The 13,736-nt window shown below is 67.2% G+C and carries 11 protein-coding genes; 6 read left to right on the plus strand and 5 right to left on the minus strand.

Annotated elements, in window-relative coordinates; genetic code table 11:
• Nucleotides 1-114: 114 nt before the first annotated feature.
• Nucleotides 115-1,344 (plus strand): acyl-CoA dehydrogenase, encoded by a 1,230-nt coding sequence (locus HMPREF2924_RS16165; RefSeq protein WP_003089998.1) that lies wholly within the window; start codon nucleotides 115-117, stop codon nucleotides 1,342-1,344.
• A gap of 42 nt (nucleotides 1,345-1,386) precedes the next feature.
• Here HMPREF2924_RS16165 and HMPREF2924_RS16170 read toward each other — a convergent pair whose 3' ends face one another.
• The 4 genes from HMPREF2924_RS16170 to HMPREF2924_RS16185 form a co-directional block, all read right to left on the minus strand.
• Nucleotides 1,387-1,578, minus strand: a complete 192-nt coding sequence (locus tag HMPREF2924_RS16170) for a hypothetical protein (protein ID WP_003089995.1) — start codon at nucleotides 1,576-1,578, stop codon at nucleotides 1,387-1,389.
• A complete protein-coding gene (locus HMPREF2924_RS16175; protein ID WP_003089993.1) occupies nucleotides 1,535-2,578 on the minus strand; it encodes a TerC family protein in 1,044 nt (347 codons plus the stop codon). The genes HMPREF2924_RS16170 and HMPREF2924_RS16175 overlap by 44 nt, the downstream gene beginning before the upstream one ends.
• A 149-nt stretch (nucleotides 2,579-2,727) precedes the next feature.
• Nucleotides 2,728-4,122, minus strand: a complete 1,395-nt coding sequence (locus tag HMPREF2924_RS16180; RefSeq protein ID WP_074197724.1) for a substrate-binding domain-containing protein — start codon at nucleotides 4,120-4,122, stop codon at nucleotides 2,728-2,730.
• Nucleotides 4,123-4,182: 60 nt separating this feature from the next.
• Nucleotides 4,183-5,097 (minus strand): LysR family transcriptional regulator, encoded by a 915-nt coding sequence (locus HMPREF2924_RS16185; RefSeq protein WP_078463404.1) that lies wholly within the window; start codon nucleotides 5,095-5,097, stop codon nucleotides 4,183-4,185.
• A 94-nt stretch (nucleotides 5,098-5,191) separates the two neighbouring features.
• Between HMPREF2924_RS16185 and HMPREF2924_RS16190 the strand changes: the two genes are divergently transcribed.
• Nucleotides 5,192-5,623, plus strand: a complete 432-nt coding sequence (locus HMPREF2924_RS16190) for a VOC family protein (RefSeq protein ID WP_003131260.1) — start codon at nucleotides 5,192-5,194, stop codon at nucleotides 5,621-5,623.
• 106 nt (nucleotides 5,624-5,729) lie between these two features.
• On the opposite strand, the gene xthA is transcribed toward HMPREF2924_RS16190, so the two are convergent.
• Nucleotides 5,730-6,542, minus strand: coding sequence for an exodeoxyribonuclease III (gene xthA, locus HMPREF2924_RS16195; RefSeq protein WP_003089983.1), 813 nt, complete (start codon nucleotides 6,540-6,542; stop codon nucleotides 5,730-5,732).
• Nucleotides 6,543-6,686: 144 nt separating this feature from the next.
• On the opposite strand from xthA, the gene HMPREF2924_RS16200 reads away from it, so the two are divergent.
• The 4 genes from HMPREF2924_RS16200 (at nucleotide 6,687) to HMPREF2924_RS16215 (ending at nucleotide 13,705) form a co-directional block, all read left to right on the plus strand.
• Nucleotides 6,687-7,400, plus strand: coding sequence for a GNAT family N-acetyltransferase (locus HMPREF2924_RS16200; protein WP_003139068.1), 714 nt, complete (start codon nucleotides 6,687-6,689; stop codon nucleotides 7,398-7,400).
• Between the two features lie 133 nt (nucleotides 7,401-7,533).
• Nucleotides 7,534-9,273, plus strand: a complete 1,740-nt coding sequence (locus tag HMPREF2924_RS16205; protein ID WP_003131269.1) for an autotransporter assembly complex protein TamA — start codon at nucleotides 7,534-7,536, stop codon at nucleotides 9,271-9,273.
• Nucleotides 9,270-12,935 carry a translocation/assembly module TamB domain-containing protein gene (locus HMPREF2924_RS16210; protein ID WP_003131271.1) on the plus strand — a complete coding sequence of 1,222 codons (3,666 nt, stop codon included), beginning with the start codon at nucleotides 9,270-9,272 and terminating at the stop codon, nucleotides 12,933-12,935. Before HMPREF2924_RS16205 ends, HMPREF2924_RS16210 begins: the two co-directional genes overlap by 4 nt.
• A 134-nt stretch (nucleotides 12,936-13,069) precedes the next feature.
• The gene (locus HMPREF2924_RS16215; protein ID WP_003131272.1) at nucleotides 13,070-13,705 is read left to right on the plus strand and encodes a CDP-alcohol phosphatidyltransferase family protein; all 636 of its coding nucleotides are present in this window, start codon (nucleotides 13,070-13,072) and stop codon (nucleotides 13,703-13,705) included.
• Nucleotides 13,706-13,736 lie beyond the last annotated feature (31 nt).

The following is a 13,736-nucleotide window of genomic DNA, read 5'->3' on the forward strand; positions in this document are numbered from 1 at the left end:
TGAATGTTCATGGACGGAAAAAATAGACTGGGCAAATCTTAAGCCCTGTTCCGGCATCGTTACCAGCGCCTTTGTCCGATGCCTCGCCTGCCAACCCGTCAGAAGGTATCCCCCATGGATTTCGCCTATTCCCCCAAGGTCCAGGAGCTGCGTGAACGTGTCAGCGCGTTCATGGAAGCGCATGTCTATCCCGCCGAGGCCGTGTTCGAGCGCCAGGTCGCCGAGGGCGACCGCTGGCAGCCGACGGCGATCATGGAAGAGCTGAAGGCCAAGGCCAAGGCCGAAGGGCTGTGGAACCTGTTCCTGCCCGAGTCCGAGTATGGTGCCGGGCTGGCCAACCACGAATACGCGCCGCTGGCGGAAATCATGGGCCGTTCGCTGATCGGGCCGGAACCCTTCAACTGCGCCGCGCCGGATACCGGCAACATGGAGGTGCTGGTGCGCTACGGCAGCGAGGAGCAGAAGCGCACCTGGCTGGAACCGCTGCTGAGCGGCGAGATCCGCTCGGCCTTCGCCATGACCGAACCGGGCGTGGCCTCGTCCGACGCCACCAATATGGAGGCGCGCGCCGAGCGCCAGGGCGACGACTGGGTGATCAACGGGCGCAAGTGGTGGACTTCCGGCGCCTGCGATCCGCGCTGCAAGATCCTGATCTTCATGGGCCTGACCAACCCGGACGCGCCGCGCCACCAGCAGCACTCGATGATCCTGGTACCGGTCGATACCCCCGGGGTGAAGATCCTCCGTCCGCTGCCGGTGTTCGGCTACGACGACGCGCCGCATGGCCATGCCGAAGTGCTGTTCGAGAACGTGCGGGTGCCCTACGAGAACGTCATCCTCGGCGAGGGCCGCGGTTTCGAGATCGCCCAGGGGCGCCTCGGCCCGGGCCGCATCCACCACTGCATGCGCTCCATCGGCATGGCCGAGCGCGCCCTCGAACTGATGTGCAAGCGCGCGGTCAGCCGTACCGCGTTCGGCAAGCCGCTGGCGCGCCTGGGCGGCAACATCGACCACATCGCCGACTCGCGGATGGAGATCAACATGGCGCGCCTGCTGACTCTGCAGGCCGCCTACATGATGGATACCGTGGGCAATAAGATTGCCCAGAGCGAAATCGCCCAGATCAAGGTGGTGGCGCCCAACGTGGCGTTGAAGGTGATCGACCGGGCGATCCAGATGCACGGTGGCGCCGGGGTTTCCAACGACTTCCCGCTGGCCTACTGGTACGCCATGCAGCGCACCCTGCGCCTGGCCGACGGTCCGGACGAGGTGCACCGCGCGGCGATCGGCAAGTTCGAGCTGGGCAAGTACGTGCCCAGGGAGATGCTGCGCAGCAGCCGCTGACGGCTGTGGTATAGGGGAAAGGCCCGCGGGTGCGGGCCTTTTTCATTCCGGGGAGTCCGCCCCTTTTTCCTCGGCGTTGCGTTCCAGCTGCCACGCGCGACGGCTGTGCAGCAGGGCGGCGAACTCGCGGGCCGCCCGCTCGTTGCGGAAGCAGATCCCACGCGTGCCGAGGCGGACCCGCCAGAAAGGTTCAGCGTGGGTGTCCAGACGTTCGATCCAGAGCGTGTTCGGCATTCGGTTCGGCCTTGTCCTCGACGGTGGCTTTCGGCGTGCGGGTCTTCAGCAGGGAGAGCAGGATACCGCCCGCCAGCAGGCCGAAGGTTACGCCAAGCGAGAGGCCGGCGGGAATCTTGCCGATCACACCATGGAGCATGATCTTCGCACCGATGAACACCAGCACCAGGGCCAGGGCGTATTTCAGGTAGACGAAGCGGTGGATCATCGCCGCCAGCGAGAAGTACAGGGCGCGCAGGCCGAGGATGGCGAAGATGTTCGAGGTGTAGACGATGAACGGGTCCTGGGTGATGGCGAAGATCGCCGGCACGCTGTCCACCGCGAACACCAGGTCGGCCAGCTCGATCAGCACCAGGGCGAAGAACAGCGGGGTGGCGTAGCGCACCAGCTTGCCGCTGGCGTCCGGCAGGCGGACGAAGAAGTGATGCTCGTGCAGTTCCTTGGTCACCCGCATGTGCTTGCGCAGGAAGCGCAGCACCGGGTTGTGCTCCAGGTCGGGTTCTTCCTCGTGCTTGTTGAACAGCATCTTCACGCCGCTGAACAGCAGGAAGGCGCCGAACACGTACATGATCCAGTCGAATTCCTTCACCAGCGCGGCGCCCAGGCCGATCATGATGGCCCGCAGGACGATGGCGCCGAGGATGCCCCAGAACAGCACCTGGTGCTGGTAGCGGCGGGGGATGCCGAAGAAACTGAAGATCATCGCCATGACGAACACGTTGTCCATCGATAGCGACTGTTCGACCAGGAAGCCGGTGTAGTACTCCACCGCGCTGGTGGGGCCGAAGGCGTACCAGACCCAGCCGCCGAAGGCCAGGCCGCAGGCGAAGTAGCCGGCGGACAGCAGCAGGCTTTCGCGCACGCCGATTTCGTGGTGGTCGCGTTGCAGCACGCCGAGGTCGAGGACCAGGAGAACGATGACGATGGCCAGGAAGGCCAGCCAGAACCAGATAGCCGTACCGAGGAACGGTTCGGTGAGAAATGCATGCAGAGCTGCCATTGGGCCCCCTCGCTTCGAATTGTCGGATGGTCATGTGACTCCGACATGGCGGCAATTGCTTACCGTCAGAGGGGCCCGCAGTCACTCGGAAAAAATAAACCAGGCTCCGGGCGCCGGCAAAACGGCGAGGTTACAAAGTGCTACAGCGTTCAGTAGACCCAGACTTCCACCCGCCGGTTCTTCTGTCGGCCCAGTTCCTGGTCGTTGCTGGCGACCGGCAACTCGTCGCCGAAGCCGGCGATCTCGCGGAAACTCACGCCGCCGCGGGCCAGTTCGCGGCGCACGGCCATGGCGCGCAGACGCGAAAGCAGGACCGAACGCTCGGCGTCGGACTTGGGATCGCCGAAGCCCACCAGCACGGTGCGCTCCTGCAACTTCCGATTTTGCCGCAGGTAGTCCAGCAAACGCTGTACGTCGAGCAGTGCCTTGTTGTCGAGCAGCGCGCTGCCTTCCTGGAAGCGGAAGTTCACCGTCAGGCGCCGCGCCTGTTCCGCGAGCTTGCGGTATTCGGCGGGCATCTGCGGGCGCGGTGCGATCTGCACCGCCTGGATCTTCTGCGCGACGAAGCCGCTGCGGGTGACGATCGCCTGGCCGCGCGGGCCCTGGGCGAAACGTACCAGGGCCTGGGCCCAGGGGTTCTTCTCGCCGGGCTTCAGGTAGAGGAACAGGCGGCGCGACAGCGGGTAGTCCTCGGTGGCGATCAGGCTTTCCTGGGGCGCCATCGGCAGCGATTCGCCGTCGGCGATGGCCAAGGCGCGGGCCCGGCCCACCGACGCGATGCCGACGAAGCCGATGGCGTGCGGATCGGCGCTCACCGCGGCCGCCAGCCGATCGTTGGATTCGAAGCGGCGGGCGTCGCTGGCCAGGCTCTTGCCGTGACTGGCCAGCACCAGTTCCTTGAAGGTGTCGTAGGTGCCGGACTGCTCGTCGCGAGCGTACAGGCGGATGGCGCCGCCCTTGCCGCCCAGTTCTTCCCAGGTACGCACCTCGCCGGCGAACACCGCCGCCAGTTGCGCGGTGTCCAGCGAGGCCAGCGGGTTGTCCGGATGCAGGATGATCGCCAGTCCGTCGATGGCGATCACCTGCTCGGCATATGGGCTGCGCAGGTCGCCGAAGCCGGCCAGGGCGCGAACTTCGCTGTCCTTGACGGGGCGCGAGGCCGCGGCGAGTTCGGCGTGGCGTTCGAGGAGGGCGGCGAAGCCGGTGCTCGAACCGTGGGCGGATAGCTCCACCCTCACCAGGCGGCCGTCGCGGCTCTTGCCGAGCAGATGGAGTTCGTTTTCCCGTTCTCCGGGGGTACGGCGGATATCCTCCAGGCCTTCCTCTTCCATCAGGCCCTCGACCAGGGCCGGCAGGAGCTTTGCGCCGATGGTGTTGGAACCCTGGATGCGCAGCGCCGGCGTGTCGTCCGAGGGGATCGGCAAGGGGGCGGCGAATACCGTCCAGCGGAAGGCGTAACAGAGGAATCCGAGGAAAACCAGGCTCAGGGTACGGCTCCAGAGGTCTTTGTCACTGGCGCGCTGGCGGTGTGGCATCGCGGGCATCGTCTTCTATGGGGGAAGGGAATTTGCCGGCGAGATTAAGTCAGACGGGTGACGCTAAGGTTACAGCGTTGGGGAATCATGGCCCTGCGCCATTGTCTCGGTCAGGAAGTCGAGAAACACTCGGGTCTTGCCGGCCAGTTGGCGTGATGGATAGACCGCGTGGATCGCCGTCTCGTCGGCCTTCCAGCCGGCCAGCAATTCAACCAGGCGGCCTTCGGCCAGTTCCGCCTGTACGTACAGCCGTGGGATCAGGCTCAAGCCGAAGCCGGCGAGCAGGGCATCGCGCACCGCCAGGCTGGAGGACACCCGGTAACGCCCGGCGATAGGCACCGCTATGCACTCGCGTTCCTTGCGGAAGGTCCAGCGGTCGGCATGGCCAGAGAGGCTGAAGCGGATGCACTCGTGTTCGCGCAGGGCCTCCGGCCGCAGCGGCTGGCCATGCTGACCGAGGTAGGCCGGCGCCGCGCAGAGCACGTGCTCCAAGACTAGCAGCGGGCGGGCGACCAGGCCGGAGTCCGCAACCCGGTCGCTACCGCGCAGGGCCAGGTCGATGCCTTCGGCGATCAGGTCCTGGCGGCCGTCCTGCAGGAGCAGTTCCAGGCGCAGGTCCGGATAACGCTGGAGAAAAGCCGGAATGGCCGGGGTCAGGCAGGTGAGGGCGAGGGTCAGCGGGGCGCTGACCCGCAGCAGGCCGCTGGGGCCCTGCTGCATCGAAGTGAGCGCGGCGTCGGCGGCCTCAAGGTCGTCGAGGATGCGCTCCAGGCGCTGCCGGTAGACTTCGCCCGCCTCGGTCAGGCTCATGCTGCGGGTGGTGCGATTGATCAGGCGCACCTTGAGGTGCGCTTCCAGCTCGGCGACGTTCTTGCTCACGGCGGCCGGCGAGAGATTCATCTGCCGGGCCGCGGCGGCGAAGCCGCCATTCGCGGCCACGGCGCGGAAGACCTTGAGGGCGGTGAGGTGATCCACAGGGATAATTCACTGTCAGTAATCAATGAATCAGGGATTAAAGCATTATCAACCCGAGGTGTGCTGGCTAAAGTCTCGCCATAGTCCACGGTCCTAGAGGTGAATGACCATGCAACCCTTCGTCGTCGAACGTCTCGATCACATCGTCCTGCGGGTCCGCGACCTGGAACGCAGCATCGCGTTCTATCGCGATGTCCTCGGTTGCGTGGTGGTGAAGTGGCGCGACGACCTGGAGCTGGCCCATCTGCGCCTGGGCACGTCGATGCTCGACCTGGTCGCGGTGTCCGGGTCGCTCGGCCGGGAGGGCGGTGCGGCGCCGGGTGGGGAAGGGCGCAACGTCGATCATTTCTGCGTGCGCATCGAGCCGTTCGACGAGGCCGCGCTGATCGCCCATCTCGAGGGGTTCGGCCTGGTCCCGCAGGTTCCCGCGGAAATCCGCTTCGGCGCCGAGGGCGACGGCTGGTCGCTATACTTCTTCGATCCGGACGGCAATCGAGTGGAGCTGAAGGGGCCGCGGGTGGACAATCCTGCCTGAGGGAAAGGTCGCGCGCCGGATAGGGGGGCGTCGGCGAGATCGCCCGGGCCAGGCAGCGACCGCCTGAAGGCTCATCCGGGGATGAGCCTTTTCCTTAGGCTGGGTCTCAGGCCAGTTCCAGCCAGATCGGGGCGTGATCGGAGGGTTTCTCCATACCGCGCAGGTCGTAGTCGATGCCGGCGTCCTTGAAGCGCGACTGCAGCACCCGGCTGGCCAGGATCACATCGATGCGCAGGCCGCGCTTGGGGGTGTCCTCGAAGCCACGGCTGCGGTAGTCGAACCAGCTGAAGCGGTCGTTCACCTCCGGATTCAGGGCCCGGAAGCTGTCGACCAGGCCCCAGTTCTTCAAGGTAGCCAGCCATTCGCGCTCTTCCGGCAGGAAGCTGCACTTGCCGGTCTTCAGCCAGCGCTTGCGGTTTTCCTCGCCGATGCCGATGTCGCAGTCCTCCGGCGAGATATTGATGTCGCCCATCACCACCAGGGCCTGCTCGGGCTTGAAGCTGTTCTCCAGCAGCGACTGGAGATCGGCGTAGAAGCGCTGCTTGGCCGGGAACTTGGTCGGATGCTCGCGGTTCTCGCCTTGCGGGAAGTAACCGTTCATCACGGTGATCGGGTTGCCCTGGGCGTCGCTGAAGGTGCCCCAGATGAAGCGACGCTGGGACTCCTCGCCGTCGCTCGGGAAGCCGCGGTGCAGTTCCAGGGGCGCCTGGCGGGAGAGCAGGGCGACGCCGTAGTGGCCTTTCTGCCCGTGGTAGTGGACGTGGTAGCCGAGCGCCTCGATCTCGGCCTGGGGAAACTGGTCGTCGGCGACCTTGGTTTCCTGCAGCCCGATCACGTCGGGCTGGTGCCGCTCGATCAGCGCCGCCAGCTGGTGCGGCCGGGCGCGCAGACCGTTGATATTGAAAGAGACGATTTTCATGGTGGGCGTCCTGGCAAAAACAGGAATGCTAGCCCAGCCGGGGGATGCCTGGCGACCCTGGAGGCGCTGTGCTAGTGTCCGCCGGGTACCCGATGGCTGTGTGGCTTGGCGCTTTGCCGGCCCTGTGGTCTGCCGCGGACGGGGATGGCCAGGCCATCCGCTCGACCAATCGCCGTGGCGAAGCGTGCGTGTCGCTGCGCCGGCGGCCGACAAGGAATGCGTTCCATGCCTGATCAGGTCACCGATGTCCGTCTGCTCGACGACGGCTATAGCCGCGAAGTCCGCTCGCTTTTCTACCACGCCTACCGCCACGAACCGACCTTCGCCTACCTGATGGATGCGCAGCGCGCCGGCTACGACCAGCGCGTGCGTGCCTGCGTCCGGGAGATGGTCGAGCGCCATCTGGGCGAAGAGTTGCCGGCCATCGGCCTGTTCATCGACGATCGGCTGGTCGCGGCGGCCCTGATCACGCCGCCGCAGCGGCGCCTGGATATCACCGAGAGCTGGAGCTGGCGCCTGCGCATGCTGTTCAGCGTCGGCCTGGCCGCGACCCGGCGCTACCTGGATTACCACCGGGCGGTGCAGGCCTGCCTGCCGGTCGGCCCCCATCACCAGTTGCCGATGCTCGGCGTGCATCCCGAGTACCAGGGCAGGCAGATCGGCGAGCAGTTGCTGGCGGCCGTGCAGCGCTGGTGCGCCGAGGACTCCGCTTCGCAGGGGCTGGTCCTGGATACTGGCAATGCGCGCTACCTGGACTTCTACCAGCGGCACGGCTACCGCGAGATCGGCGAAGTGACGCTGGGAGCGGTGCGCGAGCACGTCCTCCTGCATCCTGGCGAGACGCCGGCGGCGACCTGAGCGTTCCCCCGGACGCGCGAGAAAAGCCATGCCTGTCAGGCGCTTGGCGTCATAAAACCCGAATGTCAGGAGGTGGTCGGCGGCGTCCGCGCAAATCTGGACGCGCGCCACCCGCCTGCGTAGCATCCGCGCCATGAGACTGACTCAAGGATTGTTCCGGTTCCCGCTGGCCGGGCTGCTGTGCCTGAGTACGGCCGCCTTCGCGGAGAGCCAGCTTAGCGTGCGCGTCACCCCCGCCAATGCCGCCCTGAAGGCCAATATCGAGGCCTACGTGGGTAGCCTCGGCGAGCGGGACGAGGCGGCGTTGCAACGTTTCCGTCGCAATGCCGAGGCGCAGGCGGAAAAGGCGGCCCAGGCGCTCGGCTACTTCCAGGCGCAGATCGACAGCGAGGTGAAGGATGGCAAGCCGCCGAAGCTCACGCTCAAGGTAGTGCCCGGCGAGCCCGTGCGCCTGCGCCAGGTGAACATCCAGGTGCTCGGCGAGGCCGCCAGCCTGGAGAGCTTCCGCTTGCCGTCGGGCAAGCAGCTGAAACCGGGCGCGAAGCTGAACCAGGGTGTCTACGAGGACGCCAAGCGGCTGATCCAGAACCAGGCCTCGCGCTACGGCTTCTTCCAGGGCCGCTTCAGCACCCAGCGCCTGAGCATCGATCCGCGCGCCGGCATCGCCGACATCGACCTGGTCTATGACAGCGGCCAGCGCTACACCTTCGGCAAGGTGAGCTTCGACGGCGACTCGATCATCGAGGAAGAACTGTTGCGCCGCATGGTGCCGTTCAAGGCCGGCCAACCCTATGACTCCGAACTGATCGCCGAACTCAACCAGAACCTGCAATCCAGCGGCTACTTCGAGGGCGTGCGGGTCGACGCCGCGCCGACCCAGGCGCAGGCCGACGGCGCGCGCCAGGCGATCCCGGTAGCGGTCCGGCTGGACGCGCGCAAGCCCCGGACCATGGGCGTCGGCCTCGGCTTCTCGACCGACGTCGGGGCGCGCGCGAGGTTCAACTGGACCCGCCATTGGGTGAATGCCGAAGGGCATAGCCTGGGATTCGAGTCGGAAATCTCCGCACCACGGCAGAACGTCGGCGCCTGGTACGAGATTCCCCTCGATCCGCCGCTCACCGACAAGCTGCGCTTCACCAGCGGCTACCAGTTCGAAGACCTGGTCGACACCGAGAGCAAGCTGCTGACCCTTGGCGGCGAATGGCACAGCAAGCAGCCCGATGGCTGGCAGCGGGTGGTTTCGCTGAACTGGATGCGCGAGGAGTACAAGCTGGGCGACGACTCCGGGCTGAGCAGCTTCCTGATGCCGGGGATCGGCTACTCGCTGCTGGAGACCGACAACAAGGTCGACCCCAGCCATGGCTACCGCCTGCAGTTCAACGTCAAGGGGGCGAAGGAAGGCCTGCTGGCCGACGCCGACGTACTCCATGTCGACGCCATGGCCAAGGGCCTGACCAGCTTCGCCGGCGGCCATCGCCTGCTCGGCCGCCTGCAGGTAGGCGGAATCGCCACCAACGACTACAAGTCGATCCCGCCCTCGCTGCGCTTCTTCGCCGGCGGCGACCAGAGCGTGCGCGGCTACGACTACCGGACGCTGTCGCCGGAGAATTCCGATGGCGACAAGATCGGCGGCCGCTACATGATCGCCGGCAGCGTCGAGTATCAATATCCGCTGGCCGAGCGCTGGCGCCTGGCGACCTTCGTCGACCAGGGCAACGCCTTCAACTCGCTGGACTTCCCGTCGATCAAGACCGGGGTCGGCTTCGGCGTGCGCTGGGTCTCGCCGGTCGGCCCGTTGCGCCTCGACCTGGCCCATGCGCTCGACGACGACGGCGGTTTCCGCCTGCACTTCTCCATGGGGCCAGAACTGTGAAGGCGCTGAAGATCACCCTGCTGGCCATAGTCGGGTTGCTCCTCGCGCTGCTCCTGGGACTCGCTGCGCTGCTCGGCACCCAGGCCGGCAGCGCCTGGCTGCTCGGCCGCGTGCCGGGCCTGCAGGTCAGCGGCTTCGAGGGTCGCCTCGGTGGCGCCTGGCAGGCACAGCGGCTGTCCTGGGCGCAGGACGGTACGCAACTGGTCGTCGAGCGGCCGGAACTGCGCTGGTCGCCGGCTTGCCTGGCGGGGCTGCGCCTGTGCCTGCAGCGGGTGGCCGCCGAGCGGGTCGCGCTGGACCTGCCGCCGAGCGGCGACAGCGCCGACAGCGGGCCGATCAGCCTGCCGACGCTGAAACTGCCGCTGAGCATCGAACTCGGCGAAGTGGCGGTCGGCAGCTTCCTGCTCGACGGCAACCAGCAGGTCGCCGAACTCAAGCTGGCGGCCCATTGGCTGGCCGACGGCCTGCACATCGACTCGCTGACGGCGCGGGGCTTCGGCCTGGACCTGGCGCTCCAGGGGCGCTTGCAGCCGAGCGGCGACTGGCCCTTGCAGGCCGAAGCCACGCTCGGCCTGCCCGCTCCCGAAGGCAAGCCGTGGAAGCTGGCCGTCCAGGTCGGCGGTGAGCTGCAGCAGGCGCTGACCCTGAAAGGCCGCAGCAGCGGTTACCTGGACGGCAGCCTGGAAGGACAGTTGCAGGCGCTGGCGGAAAACCTGCCGGCACGATTGCTGATCCGCGCCGACGGTTTCAAGGGTACGGCCGGACTACCGGACACCTTGACCCTGAATGCCATCCAGCTCGATGCCGGCGGCGATCTCAAGAGCGGTTACCTGATCCGCGGCGGCGCCAGCCTGCCGGGCGAGGGCGGGGCGGTGGCGTTGAGCCTGGACGGGCGGGTCGACGCCCAGGGCGCGGATATCCGCCAACTGCGCCTGGACGCTGGCGGCGAGCAGCGCCTGGAGCTGGTCGGACGCCTGGACTGGCGCGAAAGCCTGGCCGCCGACGCGACCCTGGACTGGAAGGACTTCCCCTGGCTGCGCCTGTATCCGCTGGCGGAGCCGCCGCCGGTGACGCTGAAGACCTTCAAGGCGGAAGTGCATTACCAGGACCAGCGCTACCTGGGCAATTTCAGCGCGGCGGCGAGCGGTCCGGCGGGCGACTTCACGCTGGCCAGCCCGGTGTCCGGCGACCTCGTCCAGCTCAACCTGCCGTCGTTGCAGCTCCGCGCCGGGCAAGGCCAGGCCGAGGGCCGGGTGACGTTGCGTTTCGACAATGGCGTGGCTTGGGATACCGCCCTGCAGCTCAGCGAACTGAACCCGGCGTACTGGGTCGCCGAGCTGCCGGGTTCACTGGCCGGTCCCTTGCGCAGCCAGGGAAGTGTTCGCGACGAGCGCCTGGCGTTGGGCGTGGATCTCGACGTCAAGGGCCGCCTGCGCGGCCAGCCGGCGCTATTCCAGGCGCGCGCCGAAGGCGAGGGGCAGCGCTGGACGCTGGGCAACCTCGACCTGCGCCTGGGGGATAACAAGGTGCAGGGCAGCGGGGCGCTCGACCAGCGCCTGCAAGGCCGCCTGGACATCGCCCTGAACCGTCTCGGCCAGCTTTGGCCGCAACTCTTCGGTCGCCTCGACGGACGCCTCGACCTGGCTGGCAGCCTCGCGGCGCCGCAAGGCAGGCTGAACCTCAAGGGACAGCAGATCGCCTACGCCGAGCAGCGCATCGCCGGCCTCGACCTGCAGGCGAACCTCGATGCCCGGCAGAACGGCACCCTGGCGCTGGTCGCTTCCGGCCTGCGCAGCGGCGAAACCGATCTCGGCCTGTTCAAGGCCAATGCCCGCGGCGACCAACGCCGCCAGCAACTGGAACTGGACCTGCAAGGTGCCTTGCTCAAGCTCGGCCTGGCCTTCGACGGGCAACTGGAGCGCGGCAACTGGCGCGGTCGCCTGGCGCGCGGCGAGTTGAGCAGTGGCGGCCAGGACTGGAAGCTACAGCAGCCGGCGCGCCTGGAGCGGTTGGCCGACGGCAGGGTCAATTTCGGCGCACATTGCTGGGTATCCGGCGCCGCCAGCCTCTGCGGCGGCGAGCAGCGCCTGCTGCCCGAGCCGCGGCTGCGCTACACCTTGCGCGACTTCCCGCTGGACAGCCTGAAGCAATGGTTCCCCGAGGATTTCGCCTGGCAGGGCAAGCTGAACGGCGATCTGCAACTGGACGTTCCGGCCCGCGGCCCGAGCGGCGTGGTCAGCCTGGACGCCGGCAGCGGTACGCTGCGCCTGCGCGACCAGGGCCAGTGGGTCGACGTCGGCTACGACAGACTGCGCCTGGAGAGCCGGTTGGCGCCCAACCGCGTCGATACCTCCCTCGACTTCCGCGGACCGAAGCTCGGCGAGTTGCGGGTGCAGGCGCAGATCGACCCGCGCCCGGCGAGCAAGCCGCTGAGCGGCGAGTTCAGCCTGGCCGGCCTCGATCTGTCGGTGGCGCGCCCGTTCGTGCCGATGGTGGAGAAACTGCAAGGCAGGCTGAACGGCAGCGGCCGGCTGTCCGGCGGCCTGCTGGCGCCGCGGGTCGACGGACGGGTGACGCTGAGCGACGGCAACATCGGCGGCGGCGAGCTGCCGACCAGCTTCGAGAACCTTTCCCTCGACGCTCGCATCGCTGGCGAAAGCCTGGAACTCGGCGGCGGCTGGCGCAGCGGCAGGTACGGCCAGGGCAGCCTGTCCGGCAACCTGAGCTGGGGCGAGGCGCTGAACGTCGCCCTGAACATTCGTGGCAACCGCCTGCCGGTGGTGGTCGATCCCTATGCGCAACTGGAGGTGGAACCGGACCTGAAGATCGGCATGGCCGGCCAGGAGCTGGCGATCTCCGGCAAGGTCCTGGTGCCGCGTGGCGACATCACCATCCGCCAGTTGCCGCCATCGACGGTCAAGGTCTCCGACGACGCGGTGATCGTCGGCTCCGAGCAGCCCGAGCAGCAGCCGCTGAAGATGAAGATGGACATCGATGTCGAGGTCGGCCAGGACAAGCTGGCGTTCTCCGGCTTCGGCCTCAGCGCCGAACTGGCCGGCCACCTGCACATCGGCGACAACCTGGATACCCGCGGCGAGCTGAACCTGAACAAGGGCCGCTATCGTGCCTACGGCCAGCGCCTGACGATCCGTAGGGCGCGGCTGTTCTTCGCCGGACCGATCGACCAGCCGTACCTGGATATCGAGGCGATCCGCCGGGTCGACGATGTGGTCGCCGGCCTGCGCCTGACCGGCAGCGCCGAGCAGCCGACCAGCGCGGTATTCTCCGAACCGGCGATGAGCCAGGAGCAGGCGCTGTCCTACCTGGTGCTGGGGCGGCCGATGAGCACCGGCGAAGACAGCAACATGCTCGGCGAGGCGGCCCTGGCCCTGGGCCTGGCGGGTAGCGCACCGCTCACCGGGGAAATCGCCAAGCAGCTCGGCATCCAGGACTTCCAGCTGGACACCGAGGGCACCGGCAACAGCACCAGCGTGGTCGCCAGCGGGAATATCACCGACAAGCTCAGCCTGCGCTATGGTGTTGGAGTGTTCGAACCGGCAAATACCATCGCCTTGCGCTACCAGTTGACCAAACGCCTCTATCTCGAAGCGGCGAGCGGCCTGGCCAGTTCGCTGGACCTGTTCTTCAAGCGCGATTTCTGACGGATGCGCTGATACGGACCATGCGTAACGCATAAAAGTGTGTCACTTTTAGCGGCGCATCGACGTCGTAGAATGGAGCGGGCGCCGACCGCCAGGTCGGTGCCCGAAGCAACTCGGCACAAGGACTGGCTGACATGATTTCCGTCTATCAACTCAAACCGCGCTTTCAGAATCTTCTTCGTCCCGGCGTGCAGCGCCTCTACCAGCGCGGCATCACTGCCAACCAGGTGACCCTGGCGGCCTGCCTGCTGTCCCTGCTGGTCGGCGCGCTGGTCGCCGGTTTCGCCAGCCATCTCTGGCTGTTCGCCCTCGTTCCGCTGTGGATGTTCCTGCGCATGGCGCTGAACGCGGTGGACGGCATGCTCGCCCGCGAGTTCGGCCAGAAATCCGACCTGGGCGCCTACCTCAACGAACTCACCGACGTGATCGCCGACAGCGGCCTGTACCTGCCGTTCGCCCTGTTGCCGGGAGTCAATCCGCTGTGGGTGGTGCTGGTGGTGCTGCTGGCGGTGATCAGCGAATATGCCGGCGCGCTGGGCACCATGGTCGGCGCTTCGCGCCGCTACGACGGCCCGATGGGCAAGAGCGACCGGGCGGTGTGTTTCGGCGTGATCGGCGCCGGGGTGGCCAGCGGCCTGTTGCCGCTGGCCTGGATCGACTGGCTGATGTTGCTGATCGCGGCCCTGCTGCTGCTGACCATCGGCAACCGTGTGCGCCAGGGCCTGGCCGAGCTGGCCGCGAGTCGGCGGGGCCGCGACGAGCAGGCCTGAGCGGGAATGGGCGAGCACCATGGAGGTGGGC

This window comes from Pseudomonas sp. HMSC063H08 (assembly GCF_001813645.1).
Taxonomy (GTDB): domain Bacteria; phylum Pseudomonadota; class Gammaproteobacteria; order Pseudomonadales; family Pseudomonadaceae; genus Pseudomonas; species Pseudomonas aeruginosa.